This is a genomic window from Chromobacterium aquaticum, from assembly GCF_021129195.1.
GTDB classification, from domain to species: domain Bacteria; phylum Pseudomonadota; class Gammaproteobacteria; order Burkholderiales; family Chromobacteriaceae; genus Chromobacterium; species Chromobacterium aquaticum.
In genome coordinates this window covers 62448-80728 of record NZ_JAJOHW010000035.1, presented here as the reverse complement: position 1 = coordinate 80728, position 18281 = coordinate 62448, and the positions used below count along the sequence as shown (strand labels likewise).

General features: G+C 60.0%; 15 protein-coding genes and 1 pseudogene. 12 read left to right on the top strand and 4 right to left on the bottom strand.

Going from position 1 to position 18281, the window contains the following annotated elements:
* Positions 1-47 precede the first annotated feature (47 nt).
* On the top strand, positions 48-2213 hold the full coding sequence (locus LQT98_RS06210) for a sensor domain-containing diguanylate cyclase (protein ID WP_231461536.1): 2166 nt from the start codon (positions 48-50) through the stop codon (positions 2211-2213).
* A gap of 30 nt (positions 2214-2243) precedes the next feature.
* Positions 2244-3065, top strand: coding sequence for a DUF3025 domain-containing protein (locus tag LQT98_RS06205; protein ID WP_378124048.1), 822 nt, complete (start codon positions 2244-2246; stop codon positions 3063-3065).
* On the opposite strand, the gene LQT98_RS06200 is transcribed toward LQT98_RS06205, so the two are convergent.
* Positions 3017-4219, bottom strand: a complete 1203-nt coding sequence (locus LQT98_RS06200) for a YihY family inner membrane protein (RefSeq protein ID WP_082150972.1) — start codon at positions 4217-4219, stop codon at positions 3017-3019. The genes LQT98_RS06205 and LQT98_RS06200 overlap by 49 nt on opposite strands.
* 127 nt (positions 4220-4346) lie before the next feature.
* Between LQT98_RS06200 and wrbA the strand changes: the two genes are divergently transcribed.
* Positions 4347-4946 carry an NAD(P)H:quinone oxidoreductase gene (gene wrbA, locus LQT98_RS06195; protein ID WP_231461534.1) on the top strand — a complete coding sequence of 200 codons (600 nt, stop codon included), beginning with the start codon at positions 4347-4349 and terminating at the stop codon, positions 4944-4946.
* Here the strand turns inward: wrbA and LQT98_RS06190 are convergent.
* Positions 4943-5722: an AraC family transcriptional regulator gene (locus tag LQT98_RS06190; protein WP_231461533.1), complete on the bottom strand. Its 780-nt coding sequence runs from the start codon at positions 5720-5722 to the stop codon at positions 4943-4945. The genes wrbA and LQT98_RS06190 overlap by 4 nt on opposite strands.
* 100 nt (positions 5723-5822) lie before the next feature.
* Between LQT98_RS06190 and LQT98_RS06185 the strand changes: the two genes are divergently transcribed.
* The 7 genes from LQT98_RS06185 to LQT98_RS06155 all read left to right on the top strand — a co-directional run bounded on the left by LQT98_RS06185 (position 5823) and on the right by LQT98_RS06155 (position 13469).
* Positions 5823-7019, top strand: coding sequence for an MFS transporter (locus LQT98_RS06185; protein ID WP_269325944.1), 1197 nt, complete (start codon positions 5823-5825; stop codon positions 7017-7019).
* A gap of 114 nt (positions 7020-7133) precedes the next feature.
* Positions 7134-8990: an asparagine synthase (glutamine-hydrolyzing) gene (gene asnB, locus LQT98_RS06180; RefSeq protein ID WP_231461531.1), complete on the top strand. Its 1857-nt coding sequence runs from the start codon at positions 7134-7136 to the stop codon at positions 8988-8990.
* 334 nt (positions 8991-9324) lie between these two features.
* Positions 9325-9867 (top strand): iron transporter, encoded by a 543-nt coding sequence (locus LQT98_RS06175; RefSeq protein WP_231461530.1) that lies wholly within the window; start codon positions 9325-9327, stop codon positions 9865-9867.
* Positions 9868-9992: 125 nt separating this feature from the next.
* On the top strand, positions 9993-10328 hold the full coding sequence (locus LQT98_RS06170) for a cupredoxin domain-containing protein (protein WP_231461529.1): 336 nt from the start codon (positions 9993-9995) through the stop codon (positions 10326-10328).
* Between the two features lie 43 nt (positions 10329-10371).
* Positions 10372-11196, top strand: a complete 825-nt coding sequence (locus LQT98_RS06165; RefSeq protein ID WP_231461528.1) for an FTR1 family iron permease — start codon at positions 10372-10374, stop codon at positions 11194-11196.
* A complete protein-coding gene (locus LQT98_RS06160; protein ID WP_231461527.1) occupies positions 11193-12635 on the top strand; it encodes a 4Fe-4S binding protein in 1443 nt (480 codons plus the stop codon). Before LQT98_RS06165 ends, LQT98_RS06160 begins: the two co-directional genes overlap by 4 nt.
* A 72-nt stretch (positions 12636-12707) precedes the next feature.
* Positions 12708-13469, top strand: a complete 762-nt coding sequence (locus LQT98_RS06155; RefSeq protein ID WP_231461526.1) for a substrate-binding periplasmic protein — start codon at positions 12708-12710, stop codon at positions 13467-13469.
* Here LQT98_RS06155 and LQT98_RS06150 read toward each other — a convergent pair.
* Together LQT98_RS06150 and LQT98_RS06145 are read right to left on the bottom strand one after the other, a co-directional pair.
* On the bottom strand, positions 13453-13791 hold the full coding sequence (locus tag LQT98_RS06150; RefSeq protein WP_231461525.1) for a YbaK/EbsC family protein: 339 nt from the start codon (positions 13789-13791) through the stop codon (positions 13453-13455). The genes LQT98_RS06155 and LQT98_RS06150 overlap by 17 nt on opposite strands.
* A 131-nt stretch (positions 13792-13922) precedes the next feature.
* A pseudogene (locus LQT98_RS06145) lies at positions 13923-14886 on the bottom strand (IS5 family transposase).
* 163 nt (positions 14887-15049) lie between these two features.
* Between LQT98_RS06145 and LQT98_RS06140 the strand changes: the two are divergent.
* Together LQT98_RS06140 and LQT98_RS06135 are read left to right on the top strand one after the other, a co-directional pair.
* Positions 15050-16522, top strand: coding sequence for a site-specific integrase (locus LQT98_RS06140; protein WP_231461524.1), 1473 nt, complete (start codon positions 15050-15052; stop codon positions 16520-16522).
* Positions 16523-16524: 2 nt separating this feature from the next.
* Positions 16525-18225, top strand: coding sequence for a hypothetical protein (locus tag LQT98_RS06135; protein ID WP_231461523.1), 1701 nt, complete (start codon positions 16525-16527; stop codon positions 18223-18225).
* Positions 18226-18281 lie beyond the last annotated feature (56 nt).

The window sequence follows — 18281 nt, the reverse complement described above, 5'->3', positions numbered from 1 at the left end:
CATGCCTGCTTGCCGCCGACAGCGCCCGGGCCGCGAAGCCGGGGTGGATGCAGGAGCAGGAGCTGGCGCTGGCCCTGCCCCTACTGGCCTTGCTCGCCGCGCTGGGCTGTCTGTGGTTCGCACGCAGACGGCGCGCCGCCTTGTGCCGACAGGTGCGGCAGAGCCAGCAAGCTTTGTTGCTGGCCGATGCCGACGGCCGCTTGCTCGCGATCTCGCCGCATGCGCCGGCATCGGCGCGCGAGGGCGGCCCGCTGTCCAACTGCGGCTTCAGCGCCCACGATCTGACCCTGCTGCTCGACCCGGCCCACCCCGGACATCGCGACGGCCTGCTGGCGGCCCATGCCGAGCTGCTGGCCTTCCCGCTGCCCTGCGCCATGCCCGGCCTGCTATTGCTGCGAGTACAAATGCAGCACGCCGGCCACGCGCCAGGCGACGAACTGGCCTCATGGCGGCTGGCGCTGCAAGAAGCGCGGCTGGGCTTGCTGGAGTTCGATCTGGATGCCCGCACCGTGCAAGGCTCCCCCCAGGCGCTGCACGCGTTGCTGGGCTTGCCGGCCGACGCGGAAAGACTGGCATTCTCGCATTGGCTGGAATTGCTGCACCCCGAGGACCGCTCCTTGTTCTCCGCCCTGCTCAAACACCCGGAACAGCGCCAGGAAAGCGCCAGCGGCATGGAATTCCGCGTGCGCCATCCACACGGCCACTGGGAATGGCTGGAACAGCGCACCCAGTTCCGCAAGGATGAACAAGGCCGCATCAGTCATATCCATGCGCTATGCCAGATCGTCACCGCGCGCAAATCCGCCGAAGCCGCGATGCTGCGGCGGGAGCAGGAATTCCGCACCCTGGTGGAGAACTCGGAAGACGTCATCGCCCGCTACGACCTGGAGCTGCGCTGCCAGTTCATCAACCGCAGCGTAGGCCGCTATTCGGCGCTGACGCGCGAAGAACATCTGGGCCGCGGCGTCCACGACAAGGACTGGCCGGACAGCGCGCGCGCTAATTTCGCCGAAGAATGCGCGAAGCTGCTCACCAGCGGGGAAGCGCGCCGCTTTGAGCTGGAACTGAGCCTGACCGCCCGGCGCGTCATTTTCGAAGTCAGGCTGTTTCCCGAATTCGACCTCAGTGGCGGCCTCAGAAGCATTCTGGCGGTGGAGCGTGAAATCACCCACAGCCGTCAGAGCGAGCGCTTGCTGGCCGAGGAAAACGCGGTGATGGAGATGATCGCCGGCAACGCGCCGCTGCAGGACGCACTGAACCAGGTCTGCCGGATGATGGAATCGCAGCTGAATCGCGGCGCCTGCTCCATCATGTTGTTGAACGCCGCCGGAGACACGCTGCGGCTGGCCGCCGGCCAGAGCCTGCCGCCGGGCTACCGTCAGTTGCTGGAGCAGGTGCCGGTCGGCCCCGAGGCCGGTTCCTGCGGCACCGCCGTCCACCGCAAAAGCCTGGTCATCGTCGAAGACATCGCGCTCAGCCCGCTATGGGCCGGCTATCGCGAACAAATCGCGCCGTTCGGCCTGCAGGCCTGCTGGTCCACGCCCATTTTCTCCAGCGACCGTCGCTTGCTAGGCGCTTTCGCCATCTACCATCCGGAGCCGCACCTGCCCGAGCCGGAGGAGTTGCAGCTGGCGCAGCGCAGTACCCACCTGATCGCCATCGCGCTGCAGCGCGACGCCCATGAGAAGAAGCTGTATCAACTCGCCACCCTGGATGAACTGACCGGTTTGTGCAATCGCCGCCAGTTCATCGCGCTGGCCGGTCGCGAGATCGAGCGCAACCGCCGCTACCAGCTATCGCTGGCGGTGCTGATGATGGATCTGGATCACTTCAAGAGCATCAACGACCGCCATGGTCACGCCAAGGGCGATGAAGTGATCGTCCATTTCGCCCAAAGCTGCCGCAATGTATTGCGCAGCACGGATATCTGCGGCCGCCTGGGCGGCGAGGAGTTCGCCGCGGTGCTGCCGGACACCAAGATGGAGGACGCGCTGCTGGCGGCGGAACGCCTGCGCCGCGCGGTCGCCGAAGCCCGCCTGCCGGGCGGCGAGGCCGGCCCGCTGCAATACACGGTCAGCATCGGCGTCGCCGTGCTGCGCGCCGACGAGAGCGATATAGACGAGGTGCTGATCCGGGCGGACCGCCAGCTGTACCAAGCCAAGCATAGCGGCCGCAACTGCATCAGCGGCGAGGAATTGCTGCTATTGCGCTAAAATGCGGGCTTGAACCCTTTCTTTCCCAAGATGTCCACCGTGAGCGCCTGGCAAACCGACTACCTCTCCCATCCGCTGTATCTGCCCGTCCGCAACGCCGCCGCGCTGATCGCTCCCACCACCTGGCCGGAGCAAGCGGATTACGACCAGTTGCTGCGGCGCTATCGCCGGCAGCGCCCTGACGCGCTACCGCCCCAGCTGCGCTTCGCTTGCGACCTGGAGCCGGAAGCCTATTACGAGATGCACATCGGCCACACCGGGGAGGTTCCAACCCGCCGCGGCAATTGGCACGACTGGTTCAACGCCTTGGCCTGGCTGGCCTGGCCGCTGAGCAAGCAGGCGCTGAACCGCCGCCACCTGCGCGCCATCGCCCGCGGCGAAACCAAGCGCGGACCACTGCGCGACGCCGCCACGCTGCTGGACGAATGCGGCATCATCATCGCCGTCGCCGATCCCGCCTTCAGCCGGATGCTGGACGATATGGAATGGCAGCGCCTATTCCTGGAACACCGCGGCGACTGGGGCCAGCGCATCGACGTCCACGCCATCGGCCACGCGCTGTTCGAAGTCGGCCTGCGGCCGCATATCGGCTGGTGCGGCAAGGCCTTGCCGCTGCAGGTGCCGACGGAATTCTTTGCTTGGGAAGAGGCGCGCCGCCTCGCGTACTTGGACGAGGCACTGGCGCGCCGGCTGGACGACGACGGCTTCATGCCGGCGCCGCGCGCGCTGTGGCCGCTGCCGCTGCTGGGCATTCCCGGTTGGTGGCCAGACAATGAAAATCCGGCCTTTTACGATAATAGAGATTATTTCCGGCCGACGCGGCGAGCGAAATCCTCCAGCGTCACCGACTGAAGTTCAGCCGTCATCGGCCCCAGCAGATTTTCCACCCCGACGCCGACGTCATCGTCGCGGTAGTTGTCGCTGCGATAAACGAATAGCTCGAACAGCTCCACCATGCAGATCGCCGACAGCCGCTTGCCCAGCACCCAGCCGTCGCGCTGGCTTTTCTGCACAAAGCCGCGCGACATCAGCATGTCCAGCACGCCGCCCAGCTCGTCGTAGCCCACTTTCACCTGGCTGCGCAGTTGCACCGGGCTCAGCAGTTCGCCACGGCTCTGTGCCTCGTCCAGTAGCAGCAACACCTCCACCGCGTCGAGAAAACGCCGCCGCGGCTCGAAGCGGCGCCGCCAGGCATCGCCCTCCCAGTAAGACAGCGAGGCGGTGAATACCGCGCCGCTGAGCACCACCATCCACAGGCAGTACACCCATAGCAGGAAAATCGGAATACTGGCGAAAGCGCCGTAGACCAACTGGTAATTGGCCACCTGGCCGATGTAGAAGCCGAACAAGGCGCGAGTGGCTTCCAGCAGGATGGCGGTCAGCAAGGCGCCGACGCTGGCGTGCTTGATCGGCACGAAGCGATTGGGCACGATGCGGTATAGCAAGGACAGCACCAGCGCGGTCAGCAGGATGGAACCGCCGGCCTCCACCATATTGGCCAGCACCGGCAACGCATGGTCGAACTTGCTGACCTTGAACAGGCTGCGCCAGGCCAGCAAGCTGCCTCCCAATACCAGCGGCCCCAGGGTCAGCACCGTCCAGTACACCATGCTCTGCTGCAATAGCGGTCGTCCACGGCGCACGCCCCAGATGGCGTTGAAAGTGCGGTCTATGGTGGACATCAGCATCAGCGCGGTCACGCCCAGCATAACGATGCCGGCCGCGGTCAGCTTCTCGGCGTTGTCGGCGAACTGGCGCATATAAACCGTGATCACCTTGCCGGCGAATTCCGGCACCAGAGTGGACAACAGCATGATCTTGAAACGGGTGCTCAGATCGGAGAACACCGGAAACGCGGAAATCACCGTCAAGGCGATGGTGAATAGAGGCACCAGCGCCAGCAGCGTGGTGAAAGTCAGGCTGCCGGACACTTGCGCGACGCGATGGCTGCCCATGCGGCGGGCCAGAAAGCGCGCAAAGCCCAGATAGGGTTCGATTCGACTCATTTGCATCCCGGCAAAATAATGGCAAAGCGCGGATCAGGCAAGCCACGAATAGTTGCATTATCATGCACCCGCTTGCGCTGCGGCGCGCGACTTAGCATTTTTACCTCAGATGGAAGACCACGACCCCATGCAAGACCTCCTGGTGCTTTACTACAGCCAGCACGGCGCCACCCGCGAGCTGGCCCGCCTGATCGCCCGCGGCATAGAAAGCGTGCCCGGCTGCCAGGCACGGCTGCGCACCGTGCCCAAGGTGTCCACGGTCTGCGAAGCGACCGAAGCCGCGATTCCGGACGCCGGCGCGCCCTATGTCGAAACATCGGATCTGACCGAATGCATAGGCCTGGCGCTGGGCAGCCCCACCCGCTTCGGCAATATGGCGGCGGCGCTGAAGTATTTCCTCGACGGCACCAGCCCGGAATGGATGCAGGGCGCGCTGGCCGGCAAGCCCGCTTGCGTGTTCACCAGCAGCGCCTCGCTGCATGGCGGCCAGGAATCGACGCTGTTGACCATGATGGTGCCCTTGTTGCACCACGGCATGGTGATGGTGGGCCTGCCCTATTCGGAAACCGCGCTGACCCAGACTCGCACCGGCGGCACCCCCTATGGCGTTAGCCATGTCGCCGGCGTGCGCAACGAGCAGCCGATCAGCGACGATGAGAAACAGCTGGCGCTGGCCCAGGGCCGCCGGCTGGCGGAGATTGCGCTGAAACTGGCTGCACCGGTTTAAATCTGCGGCGCGTCGAAGAAAGCGCTGGGCGACGCGCCCAGCTCGCGCTTGAACATCGTCGCGAAGGCGCTGGGACTGGCATAACCCAGGTCCAGCGCCACCTCCAGCACGCTGGCGCCGCGCGCCAGACGTTCCAGGGCCGCGACCAGCCGCGCCTGCCGCCGCCACTGTCCGAAGCTTAGCCCGGTCTCGCGCTGGAAACGGCGCTGCAGCGTGCGCGGATCCATCGCCGCCTGCGCCGCCCACTCGGCAACGCCACGCGCGTCTCCTGGCTGGTCGAGCAACTGCCGGCATAGTTGGTCCAACACCGGCGACGCCGGCTGCGGCAAGGACAAGGCCAGGCTGGGCAGGCTGCGGATTTCATCCAGAATCAAGCCCATCACCCGCTCCGCTCGGCTATCCGGCGGATAAGGCACCGTAATGCCGGTCGCGGCCAGGATCAGCTCGCGCAACAAGGGCGACACCGCCAGCACGCAGCACTCCGCCGGCAGGCCGCTCAAGGCGTCGCCGCGCACATACACCGTGCGCATCCGCACCCGGCTCAACATGTTTACCTGGTGCCAGGTGGCGATGGGCAGCCAGATGCCGCGCGTCGGCGGCACGATCCAGCGCCCCTGATCGGTGGTGACCATCATCACGCCCTCCACCGCGTACAGCAGTTGGGCGGTTGGATGGGCATGGCGCGGCGAAACGCCGCCGGCCGGGTAATCGCGCGCCTTGCCCACCACAGGCGCCGCGCCGCCGTCGTAGTCATGCAAATGATCAAAATCAGCCATAACGCCTCTTTTACAAAGATGCCTGCCCTATTTTCGCAGGACGGGCGTTGCTTTGCTCGCTAGTATGACTTCACCCACTAGCTGAATGATTCTCAAGCCCATGACTACCGCCGCCGCCTCCGCGCCAGATCAAGACAGCACCCGTTTCCGGGTGCTGGGCGCCATCAGTTTCTCCCATTTTCTCAACGACATGCTGCAATCGCTGCTGCTGGCGATCTACCCTTTGCTCAAGGGCAATTACCAGCTCAGCTTCGCCGAGATCGGCCTGATGACCCTGACCTATCAATGCACCGCCTCGCTGCTGCAGCCGCTGGTCGGACTCTATACCGACAAGAAGCCGATGCCGTATTCGCTGGTGCTGGGCATGGGCGCCACCCTGTGCGGCCTGCTGCTGCTGTCCAGCGCCGGCAGCTTCCCGCTATTGCTGCTGGCCGCGGCGCTGGTCGGCACCGGCTCCTCGGTGTTCCATCCAGAATCGTCGCGGGTGGCGCGCATGGCCTCCGGCGGCCGTCCCGGTCTGGCACAGTCCATCTTCCAGGTCGGCGGCAACGCCGGCAGCGCCAGCGGGCCGCTGCTGGCGGCCTTGATCGTCATCCCCCTGGGCCAGGGCAGCATCGCCTGGTTCGGTCTCGCCGCCTTGCTGGCGATGGCGGTCTTGTTCAAGATCGGCCAGTGGTACAGCCATCAACAGCGCAAGGCCAAAGCCGCCGCCGCAACGACGCCGCCGCCGCTGTCTCCGGCGCGCGTGAAGCTGACGCTGTTCGCCTTGCTGGTGCTGCTGTTCTCCAAATACTTCTACACCGCCAGCATCACCAGCTACTTCACCTTCTATCTGATCAAGCATTTCGGCCTGGGCGTGCAAGCGGCGCAGCTGCATTTGTTCCTGTTCCTGCTCGCGGTCGCGCTCGGCACCATCTTCGGCGGCCCGATAGGCGACGCCATCGGCCGTAAGCGGGTAATCTGGTTCTCCATCCTCGGCATCGCACCGCTGACCCTGCTGCTACCCTACGTCAATCTGTTCTGGACCAGCGTGCTGTCGCTGGGCATAGGCTTTGTGCTGGCCTCCGCCTTTCCCGCCATCATCATCTACGCTCAGGAACTGATGCCGGGCCGGGTGGGCATGGTGTCCGGCATGTTCTACGGCTTCGCCTTCGGCATCGGCGGCATCGGCGCCGCGGTGCTGGGCCAGCTGGCCGACAGCCATGGCATCGAATTCGTCTATCAGCTCTGCGCCTTCCTGCCGCTGCTGGGCCTGGTGGCCGCCCTGTTGCCAGATCTGCGCGGCGACAAGGTTTGACACTGGCGCCGCCCTGCCCGGATACTTCCGCCATTCAATTTTTCCAACGCGCCTGCGGCGCCGTCTGAGCGCTCGGCGGCTTGCCGGGCGCCTTGCCCATTCGGACAGAAAATCATGTGTGGAATCGCCGGCTTCTTCTCTCAACGCCCCACCGCCGCGGCCACCGCCCAGGCCATGTTGACGGAACTGGGCCGGCGCGGGCCCGACGCCGCCCATCAGTTATTGTTGAACACCGACTGGCAGCCGGCGGCTGACGGCGGCATCCACAACGCGCTGCTGCACGCGCGGCTGTCCATCATCGATCCGCGGCCCATTGCCGACCAGCCCATGGCCAGCGACGACGGCCAAGTCTGGATCTGCTACAACGGCGAGGTCTACGACTGGGAGACCGACAAGGCCGAACTGGAAGCCGGCGGCGCGCGCTTCAGCACCCACTCCGACACCGAATTCATCCTGCGCGGCTACCAGGCCTGGGGCATTGAAACCCTGCTGCAGCGGCTGCGCGGCATGTTCGCCTTCGCCATCCTGGACTTGAAGCAACGCAAGGTGCACCTGGCGCGCGACCGCATGGGTGAGAAACCGCTGGTCTACTCGCTGCTGGACGGCGACTTCGCCTTCGGCTCGCTGGTGCGCTCGGTGCTGCCCTTCCTGCCGCCACAACAGCGCGATTTCTCCGCCGACGCCATCGACGCCTATCTGGCGCACCGCTATATTCCGTCGCCCGCCACCTTGTTCAGCCATATCCAGCGCCTGGAAAACGGGCACCGGCTGGAGTTCGACCTGGACACCCGCTCGCTGCGCAAACAGCGCTACTGGCAGCCGGTCAAGGACAATGGCGACTGGCTGCAGGAACTGGACCGCGCGGTGGCGATGCGCACCGTCGCCGACCGTCCACTGGGCGTGCTCTTGTCCGGCGGCATAGACTCCACCGTGATCGCCAGCCGGCTGGCCACCCAGCAACTGACACAATTCAGCAGCTTCACCGCCGCCTTCCCCGGCTCCAAGCTGGACGAGGCCGCCGACGCCGCCGACTCCGCGCAAAGAATGGGCCTCGCCAACCTGGCGGTGCAGATGCCGGACAATCTGGCGGCGGATTTCGAACGCATCGTCGCCGACCTCGACCAGCCCTTCGCCGATCCATCCAGCTTCCCCACCTGGTATCTGTCACGCGAAGTCAGCCGCCACGTCAAGGTGGTGCTGGTGGGCGACGGCGGCGATGAGCTGCTGGCCGGCTACAAGCGGATCAACAAGCATTTGCGCACCCGCTGGCGCAGCCTGCTCAAGCTGCCGCTGACGATCAAGCCGTCGCTGGATGGCAAGGGCGCCGGCAAGCTCGCCACCGAGCTGGCGATGAGCTGGCAGGACGCTTACTCACTGCGCTTTTCCGGCTTCACCCCCGGCCAGCGCCTGTTCCTGCAAGGCAACCGGCCGCTCACGCGGCTGTGCCACTGGCGCGCGCCGGACGATATCGGTCCGCCGCCGGCCAATGCGCCGGCCGGCCTGCATCATTTGCTGGCGATAGACTTCGCCAACTATCTGCCGGACTACATCCTGCAAAAGTCGGACCTGTGCACCATGGCCCACGGCCTGGAGGGCCGCGCCCCGCTGGTGGATCACCGCTTCTACCAGACCTTGCTGGCGCAGGACGGCAAGCAGCGCTTCACCCAGCCGGCCAAGCTGATCTTCCGCCGCGCCATCCATCCGGCGCTGCCGGCGGACTTCTTCCAGCGCAAGAAGCGCGGCTTCAACCCGCCGCTGTCCGGCTGGCTGAAAACCAGCCTGGCCCCGCGCATGGACGGCCTGGGCCAGCGCCTGGCACAGCTCAGCAACGGCCAAATCGACGCCGCAGCGGTGGATGCCTTCGCAGCCACCTACAGGGATGGCGCCGAGCACCTGGCCGAGCAGATGCTGCAATTGCTGATCCTGGACGAAAGCCTGGGGCAGCTCAGCCGGCTGGCGACGCAGGACTGAGGACCGCTCGGCATCCGCACTGGCGGCGGAAGCTGAATGCTCAGTGGGCTGAAGACGCTTTTCAAGGTGGCCTCGCCAACGCGCGCTCACTCGCGGACAGCCCCGCGCGCGCCTCGGCGCATGCCATACCTATGGCCAGCGCCGCCCGGCGTCGCATCTGCTACATTCGACAACACATTTTCGTTTGAAAACGATAATGATTAGCATTAGTATTTTTAGGCAGGCCAAGCACATAACAATAAAGCGCTCACCCGCCAGCCCGGCGTCTTTCGCCAGCAAGCGGCCCGCTCGGGCCAAGCAGTGCCCTACTCAATTGAAACCAAAAGGAAACACTATGCGTCGCTTTGTCCAACTGGCTCTCGCCACTGCAGCACTGGCCGCGTCCACCGCCGCCATGGCCAAGGAATACCCGATCGGCAAGCCGGCCCTGAAGAACGGCATGGAAATCGGCGCGGTCTACCTGCAGCCGACCAAGATGGAACCGGAAGGCATGATGCGCAAGGCCGAGCAATCCGACATCCACCTGGAAGCCGACATCCACGCCACCAAGAACAATCCGAACGGCTTCGAAGAAGGCGCATGGATGCCCTATCTGGTGGTCAAGTACGAACTGAGCAAGGTGGGCGGCAAGGACGTGCTCAAGGGCGACCTGATGCCGATGGTGGCCAACGACGGCCCGCACTACGGCGACAACATCAAGCTGCAAGGTCCGGGCAAGTACAAGCTGAAATACACCATCATGCCGCCGTCCGCCAACCAGCACGCTCACTTCGGCCGCCACATCGACAAGGAAACCGGCGTGGGCCCGTGGTTCAAGCCGTTTGAGCTGAACTACGAATTCACTTATGCCGGCATCGGCAAAAAAGGCGGCTATTAATCCCGTTGTTCTTGTAAAAACAGGATTAATGCGAATGAGAATGTAAACGCAAGCCATTCTCATGCGTTAAAATAAGACAGCGCATGCCTCCGCCTGCGCTGTTTTCAATCCGGAGACCCATTCCGATGAAGTTCACGCCCTTGACCCTGGCCGCCGTCACGGCCTGCCTGTTGTCCATGTCGGCCATCGCCGACGACATGCCGGTGTTCAAACTGGTGATGAAGGACGGCGTGTTCACGCCCGCCCGCCTGGTGGTGCCCGCCGGCAAGAAATTCAAGGTTGAAGTGATCAATGCCGGCAAGACCCCGGCCGAATTCGAAAGCACGCCGCTGCGCAAGGAAAAGGTGCTCGGCCCCGGCGCGGAATCCTTCCTGGTGTTCCAGCCGCTGTCCCCCGGCGAATACAAGTTTTTTGACGAATTTCACATGAAGACCGGCCAAGGCGTCATCGTCGCCAAGTAAACGCGGCTCATCCGCTGTTTAGCCGTATTCAGGAGTAGACCTCATGGGACAAGTCCTATTCATCGTCTGGCGCGAAAGCGTCGAAGCCTTGCTGGTCGTCGGCATTCTCAATGCCTGGATGAACCAGAACCCGGCCGGCGCCGCCGGCAAACGCTATTTGTGGGCCGGCGTGGCGCTGGGCCTGCTCGCCGCCGTTGGCCTGGCCGTGGCTCTGTTCGCCGCCAGCAGCCTGATGGCCGGCGCGCAGGATATCTTCCAGACGGTGATGGTGTTCACCGCAGCGGCGTTGATCGTGCACATGGTGCTGTGGATGCGCGAGCATGGCCGCACACTGAAGAAAGAACTGGAGGCCGGCCTCCGCGAGAACGCCAGCAGCGCCAACTGGTGGGGCGTCACCTTGCTGGCCGCCATCGCCATCGCCCGCGAAGGCAGCGAGACCGTGGTCTTCCTCTACGGCATGCTGGCCGAGGCAGACGGTTCCACGCTGGCCAGCATGAGCTTCGCCGCCGTGATCGGCCTGGGCCTGGCCTTCCTGACCTTCTATCTATTGCAGCTGGGCGGCAAATACCTGTCCTGGCGCTTGTTCTTCCGCATCACCGAAATCATGCTGCTGCTGCTTGGCGCCTCGCTCTTCCTCAGCGGCGTGGAAAAGCTGATCTCGATGGACATCCTGCCGGCGCTGGTCGATCCGCTATGGGATAGCTCCGCGCTGCTGGACGACATGAGCCCGGCCGGCGGCGTCATCGCCTCGCTCACCGGCTACCGCGCCCATCCCGCCCTGATGAGCCTGATCGCCTACGCGCTGTTCTGGGCGACGATCTGGGCGCTGTTCCAATGGCGCAATCGCAAGCACGCGCTGGCAGCATGAAATCCGCCCGCCCGCCGCAACCTTCCTCCGCCGACGCTTGCGCCGGCGCTTCCTGTAGTCAGCCGACGGCCCCAGGATTCATGGCCGCCGTCGGCCTGTGGCTGCGCGACCACGCCGGCCTGCTGCGCGCGCTGCAATGGGGAGTGGTACTGGTCTACGCCGCGCTGCTCATCGTGCCAGCCTGCCTAGACCTTCCCGGAGATACCGCCCGGATCTGGAACAATCTGACCATCTTCGCCCAATTCGTGTTCTGGGGCATTTGGTGGCCCTTCGTGCTCCTGTCCATGGTGTTGTTCGGCCGGCTGTGGTGCGGCGTGTTGTGCCCGGAAGGCGCGCTGTCGGAATGGGCGGCCAAGAAAGGCCTGGGCCGGCCCATCCCGCGCTGGATGCGCTGGGGCGGCTGGCCCTTCGTCGCCTTCGCGCTGACCACCATCTACGGACAACTGGTCAGCGTCTACCAATACCCCAAGGCGGCGCTGCTGGTGCTGGGCGGCTCCACCGTGGCCGCGGTGATCGTCGGCTTCATCTACACCCGCGGCAAGCGCGCCTGGTGCCGCCACCTGTGCCCGGTCAACGGCGTGTTCGGCCTGCTGTCCAAGCTGGCGCCGATGTATTACCGCGTGGACGAGGCCGCCTGGAAGGCGGCGTCCCAGGACAAAACCATCCCGATTCAAGCGGTGGACTGCGCGCCGCTGCAACCGCTGCGCCATATGCAAGGCGGCAGCGGCTGCCATATGTGTGGCCGTTGCAGCGGCCATCGCGACGCCATCGAACTGAGCCTGCGCTCGCCCACCGAAGAAGTGGTCAAGGTCGCCGCCAAGGAAGCCGACGGCTGGCAGACCGCGCTGATCGTTTACGGCCTCTTGGGCGTGGCGATGGGCGCCTTCCACTGGACCATGAGCCCCTGGTTCGTCGCCATGAAACAGGCGGCGGCGGAATGGCTGGTGGACCGCGATATCCTGTGGCTGCTGGACACCGAGGCGCCGTGGTGGCTGTTGACCCATTACCCGCAGCATAACGACGTATTCTCCTGGCTGGACGGCGCGGCGCTGATCAGCTACGTGCTGGCCACCGCGCTGGTGCTGGGCAGCGGCCTGCTGCTGTGCCTGGCCGCCGGCGTGCGCATTGCCGGTCCCTGGCGGCTGCAGCGCCTGCACCACCTGGCGCAGAGCCTGATTCCGCTGGCTGGCTGCGGCGTGTTCCTGGGCCTGTCGGCGCTGACGGTGACCTTGCTGAAGGCGGAAGGGGTGCCGATGTTCTGGGCCAACGACGCGCGGCTGCTCTTGCTGGCCGGCGCCAATCTGTGGTCGTTGTGGCTGGGGCGTGCCATTCTCGCGCGCTGGTGCGCCGGCTGGCGCCAGGCGCTGGCCTTGCTTCCCTTGCTGGCGGCGCTGGCTCTGGTGGATGCCGCCTGGGGCTTCATGTTCTGGTGGTGGTAGCCGCCGGCTGGCGGCGGGGTGGGCGCTGTGCGATAACAAAGCATGCCCCCACCCTGATCCTGGAGTCGCGCCATGTGGCGTCCGCTGCTGCTTATCCTCTACTGCCTGGCCGCGTCCGCGCGCGCGGAAGCGCCGGCGATAGACTTCGCCACCGGCGAGTGGCCGCCCTATGTGTCGCGCAGTTTCACCGCCGACGGCGTATTCGCCGACATGGTGCGGCAAGCCTGCCGGCGCGCCGGCTATAACGCGCGCTTTCACTATATGAGTTGGCCGCGCGCGGAGGCCGAGGTCAAGGCCGGCCGCGCCGCTGCCGCTTTTCCTTACCGTCCGACACCGGAACGCCAGCGCGACTTCGACTTTTCCCCGCCGCTGATCCACAGCAGCAGCTACTTCTTCTATTACAAGCCCCGACTCGCCAACCCTCCCGGCGGCTTCCGCAGCCTGACTGACTTGCGCGCCTACCGCATCGGCGTGCAGCTGGGCTATTGGTACCAGCCGCTGTTCAAGCAATCCCGCTTGAACACCCTGAACACCAACGACGAGGAAAACGCGATCAGGCTGCTGCGCGCCGGCCATCTGGACCTGGCGCCGCTGACGCTGGAACGCGGGCTGTTCCTGATCCGCACCCAGGCTGCCGGACACGAGCGCGAATTCGCCTACATTCCCACGCCGCTGGACAAGGCCACGCCGCTGGGACTGATGTATTCACGCAGCTATCCGGACATCGCCAAACTACGGCGCGCAATCGATCGGACCTTGCAAGCGATGCAGGCCGACGGCAGCCTGCAAGCCATTTACCAGCGCAACTTCCCCGAACTCAAGCCGCGGCGCTGACCAGAACCGGCCGCAACACCCGCTGCGTCTCTTTCGGGTCCATGCCTATCAGAAAGCCGCGCTTGCCGCCGTTGATGTAGATGCGCTCCAGTTCGACGATGCTGGCTTCCATATACACCGGCATCGGATGGCGGGTGCCGAAAGGACTGGTGCCGCCCACCTGGTAGCCGCTGTGCTTGTCCGCGGTCTTGGGATCGCAGGGATGGACCTTCTTGACGCCGATCTGCTTGGCCAGCATGCCGGTGCCCACTTCGCGGTCGCCGTGCATCAGCACGATCAAGGGACGCTTGTTCTCATCCTCCATGATCAGGGTCTTGATCACGCAGTTACGGGTTAGATAAATGGTATGGATGTTCAGAGTTCATGATCACTCGTATGGACAGAAAAGATCTGAATCTGCTGCACTATGCTGCAAACCCATTCTTCGGTTCTCTAAGGACTTTGTTGTACAAATCAGTTAAAGGCCGAACTACCCCAATCCCCAGACGGACTTATCCCATGTACACCGTTTGTGGCGTACCCAGGGGCAGTAAAGCGATTCAGAATCGCTGCACAGATTTGAAGCTCCGCTACCAGCCGGTCAAAGTCTCGCCTTGACGCAGTCCGCCAGTAACTTGAAGCAGTGCATCTTCGTTTAGACCAAGCTTCGCTGGTAGTAGCCACTTCACTTTTTCCAGAGCGTCCGCCCGAGATACTTCACCGAGCGTAGCGACTCATTGTGAGCCTGATTGCCCTGTGAATTCCCTTTCCAGAATTGGTCGTTTCGAGTTGGGGGAGTGATGGCTGCAGCCCCGAGCTCCGCAATTGCGGCGTGACATAGCCGTGTGTCGTACGCCGCATCCGTGGTTACCGTCACCAGCCCCACTGCTTCTGGAATTTGCGATAGCAACTCCGGCAACATCGCGGCATCCGGTGCGATTGTCAGTCACCTCCATTGCCCGGATTTCCAGCGTTTGCGCATCAGTCCCCAGATGCAGCTTGCGCCATTGACGACGGTAGTCAGAGCCATGTTTTCTCACCTTCCACTCGCCCTCGACCATCATCTTGATGCCGGTGCTGCCCAACAGGAGATGCAGACAACCCTGATTCTTTTGTAGCGGGATGCGTACCTGCAGGCCTTTCAGCCGGCGGGAAAGCACGCAGAAGTCGGGAACTGCCCAGTCAAGTCAGGCGAAGCATGCTTTCGATCATGCCTGTCGCTTGCCGTAACGCCAGGCCAAAGAGGCATTTAATGGTGAGCCAGAATTGAATGGCCGCGTCGGAGAATGCTGGCTGACGTCCTCGCTTGGCTGTGGCAGGTACCCAGCCAGTTCATGTCTTTGTTGAGCCTGAGGAGTAACTGCCCTCACTGCTTGAGGGACGGTTTGTAGGCGTGCCAGTTGATGGTCAGGTACTTGGGAGGGAGGGGCTTGCTCATGCCGTCATTCAACTGGGTATGTACGAGCCCCGATTTGTGCACAAATCCGTTCTTAAGATCAATTCATTTGAAATTTAAGGCTATTTCGTGAGATCGGATTACGTTGATCCTAATGCTCCAAGTTCAATTATCAACACATGTTTACATTTTCCACATACGTGTGATGAATCCATTTTACTATAAACTTATTCATTTTAAAAAAATCAGTTTTAAAACACTAATATTCAGCATCGTGGTGGCATTGTTTATACGTGTTATGCATCAAATTAATACAATAAAATCAATGACTTACATTGTTGACTTGTCCATGGATTTACATTACTCTCTAAGCCGTTTTATAGGCATGGCATTAATTATGGCGAGGCTAGAGCACATACGGTATGCACCTCATCGCGCAGTAATAATAGAAGGCAAGGTAAGTTGGACTGTTGTTAAAAATGGGAAAGTTATTGAGGGGTTGCCTCAGTTAATTTGGAGCAACGCTGTTCCATGGCGTGAAGCTAATTTATGGGCAGTTGAGCGAGCAACGTCAAGTGAAGTTGTCATCAGGACAGTGCAAACAAATTTTACAGCACTGCACGCCTATTCCTGCTGGTTGGAAGAGACCAAGACAGACTGGCGGTATTTTCCTCAGAGGAAAGCTGATCGTTGTCTAGTCAAATACAGGGGAGCACTTATCGATGCTAGAGACAAGGGGGAAATAGCTCCGTCGACAGCCTCGCAACGTATGGCTAGTGTTGTGCAGTTTTATAGATGGATCTATGAAATAGGACTCCTTCCCCAGGATTTAAATTTATGGACTGAGAAAACAAGAATTATTCAATCTACGGATAGAGTTGGTTTTGAGCGAACAATTTTAGTCAATAGTACAGACTTATCCATTCCGAATCGTTCAGCTCCTGGTGAGAGATTGGAAGATGGTCTTCTTCCCGTGAGCGCAAAGGATAGGGATGCCATCCTCGCATTTGCTAGGGATAAGTGCAGCGAAGAACTATTCCTTATGCTTACCCTTGGATTTTATTCTGGGATGCGTATTGGCACTATTACAGATCTGAAAATTCAAACACTAGAGCGTGCAGTCCCAGATCCAGTGTCTCCGGAAATGTATCTTCTCGCAGTAGGCCCGGGAGCAGATCCCCCTGTTAGTACAAAGTTTGGAGTAACGGGTCAGATACGAATTACGAGAGACCTTCTCGATAGACTAAAATATTATGCTTACAGTTTAAGGAGATTAAGAAGAGAAGCAAATGCCTTAATTGCAGATCGAGATGTTCTATTTTTGACTCGGTTTGGAAATAGATATTCAAGGCGAGGTTCCGATAAAAGCTCGGCAATTAATGAGGGAATGGTAAGGCTTAGGAAGGAAGGTATGGCAGAGGGTATAAAGTCACTGCGGAAATTTCGTTTTCATCAATCTCGTTGCACATTTGCTACCGAAATTGCACATCTTGCTATTAAAGTAGGAGGTTCGATTAATGCTATTGCTATTGTCAAAGAGTTTTTGTTGCATAAACATGAATCGACATCGTTTAAATATATAAAATTTGTTGAAAAAACTCCAATTAAAATTGAAATAGGTAATGCTTTTACTAGAGATTTCCTAGGATTGCTTGGTTCAAAAGAAGATGATACTTGATAATGACAAAAATACCTGATCTTAAATTTTCCATGGTGGAGTATGGAAAGAATGAGACACCCTTGGACCTTCTGCCGTTGCTTTACAGGGGAGGTGCCGGTCTAAATGTAAAAATAGTTATGGTGGAAATTGCTAGAGGAAATTTGGGTGCTCCGCTCTTGGATAGATTGAATTTGGTTAAAAGAATACATGAGTATATCTCAGAGCGATTAACCGCAGGGGGAAGCCGAGGTACAGCAGGAACTGCCATTAGGCGTATTCGAGAATTTTTTACTTGGGTTGACGAGGTTAATGAGTCGTTAAATTTATTTTCAGTCGAGCAATTGTTTATTGGCTGGACTGATGAGCTAATTTTGCAAAGCAAAATTGGAAGTATAGCAGAAATTCATGCTTATCAATCTGCGGTGGCGGTTGCGAAAGTTATAAAAGAATCTTTGCAGTTGACGTATAGTCTTTTGAGTAAAACTCGTATTCGACGTCGAAAGCAAAATAGAAATTCATTATGCTCGTTGGCTGATAAGCAAAATCTCGAGAAAACATTCAAATTTGGCCATGCACTATTAGATATAAAAGATGCTCTAAGTGTTGAAGCGATCTACGGAAAAATGCCGGTTGTCATAAAATTTCGATCGGGGCAGAAATTGGAGGAGTGGCTGAAATTAAGGCCAGAAGAAACTGTAAAAACACTAAGAGAAACCGCTAAGCCAAGTACAAGGATGGTGGCTCTTCAAAAGCGTGCTAAATGGGAAGCTGAAATTTCTTATCGTACTCGGCATCCTTTAATTAACCTGCGACTAGAGTCTGAAATGCTTATATTTATTGCCCAGACTGGAATAAATCTACAGCAGGCGTTCACGCTCAGGCTAAGTAAATTTAGATATCAAAGTCATCTTGATGGTTATCAAGTTTTCCGCGTTTACAAGGGCCGTCGGCACGGGGAAGTGGCTTTCGAAATTTTTAGTGAATATCGGGAGCATTTTGAAAGTTATCTCAAGTGGCGATCAGCTATTTTTCCAGCCGATAACGAGGGGTTGCTGTTTCCGTTCTTAACAGCTGGAAGAGCTAATTTTCCGCCCGCATTTTCATTAGTGCGAAGCCGTGCCCGTAAAATAGGCATCAATTTTGTCCCTCCTACCACTCTACGTAAGACTCGGATTAATTGGCTTCTACGGAGATCCAAAGATACTGCACTTACAGCTGAAATGCATGCACATACAGAGGAAACCCTGATCCGGCAATACGAGCAGCCTAGCCTTCAGGTAACCATGGCAGAAATTGGTCGATATCATAGTCATACTGACCCTGCAATTGCCGCTCCTGGTGTTGGGGCCTGTGTCAAGCCTGTTCCTATGGCCATGGAAAGTATTCCATCTGAAGCCGTATTCTCTGATTGTATTAGCCCGGCAGGCTGTTTTTTTTGTATCCATCAGCGTGATATTGATTCTGAAGATCATGTTTGGTCGCTGGCAAGTTATCGGCATTTAAAGCTATTAGAGCTTTCACAGTATAGGCCGTCAGCTAAAAGAGCCATGCCCCACCCAGCCAAGGCTGTAATAGATAAGATTACCGAGAAGTTAAAGAATTTTGAGCAGAGTAGCGAAGTTCGAGGTTTGTGGGTACGTGAAGCCCTTGCTCGCATCGAGGAAGAAAGTTATCACCCATATTGGGAAGGTTTTATTCAACTTGTGGAAGTGAGATTGTGATACTGGATACGAAAAATTTTGGGCTGGCTATCGATTCGCCTCTTGTTAGACCTAGT

Coding starts and splice junctions, on each gene's coding strand:
- LQT98_RS06210 (WP_231461536.1), top strand. CDS start 48: ATGCAGGAGCAGGAGCTGGCGCTGGCCCTGCCCCTACTGGCCTTGCTC.
- LQT98_RS06205 (WP_378124048.1), top strand. CDS start 2,244: ATGTCCACCGTGAGCGCCTGGCAAACCGACTACCTCTCCCATCCGCTG.
- LQT98_RS06200 (WP_082150972.1), bottom strand. CDS start 4,219: ATGAGTCGAATCGAACCCTATCTGGGCTTTGCGCGCTTTCTGGCCCGC.
- wrbA (WP_231461534.1), top strand. CDS start 4,347: ATGCAAGACCTCCTGGTGCTTTACTACAGCCAGCACGGCGCCACCCGC.
- LQT98_RS06190 (WP_231461533.1), bottom strand. CDS start 5,722: ATGGCTGATTTTGATCATTTGCATGACTACGACGGCGGCGCGGCGCCT.
- LQT98_RS06185 (WP_269325944.1), top strand. CDS start 5,823: ATGACTACCGCCGCCGCCTCCGCGCCAGATCAAGACAGCACCCGTTTC.
- asnB (WP_231461531.1), top strand. CDS start 7,134: ATGTGTGGAATCGCCGGCTTCTTCTCTCAACGCCCCACCGCCGCGGCC.
- LQT98_RS06175 (WP_231461530.1), top strand. CDS start 9,325: ATGCGTCGCTTTGTCCAACTGGCTCTCGCCACTGCAGCACTGGCCGCG.
- LQT98_RS06170 (WP_231461529.1), top strand. CDS start 9,993: ATGAAGTTCACGCCCTTGACCCTGGCCGCCGTCACGGCCTGCCTGTTG.
- LQT98_RS06165 (WP_231461528.1), top strand. CDS start 10,372: ATGGGACAAGTCCTATTCATCGTCTGGCGCGAAAGCGTCGAAGCCTTG.
- LQT98_RS06160 (WP_231461527.1), top strand. CDS start 11,193: ATGAAATCCGCCCGCCCGCCGCAACCTTCCTCCGCCGACGCTTGCGCC.
- LQT98_RS06155 (WP_231461526.1), top strand. CDS start 12,708: ATGTGGCGTCCGCTGCTGCTTATCCTCTACTGCCTGGCCGCGTCCGCG.
- LQT98_RS06140 (WP_231461524.1), top strand. CDS start 15,050: ATGAATCCATTTTACTATAAACTTATTCATTTTAAAAAAATCAGTTTT.
- LQT98_RS06135 (WP_231461523.1), top strand. CDS start 16,525: ATGACAAAAATACCTGATCTTAAATTTTCCATGGTGGAGTATGGAAAG.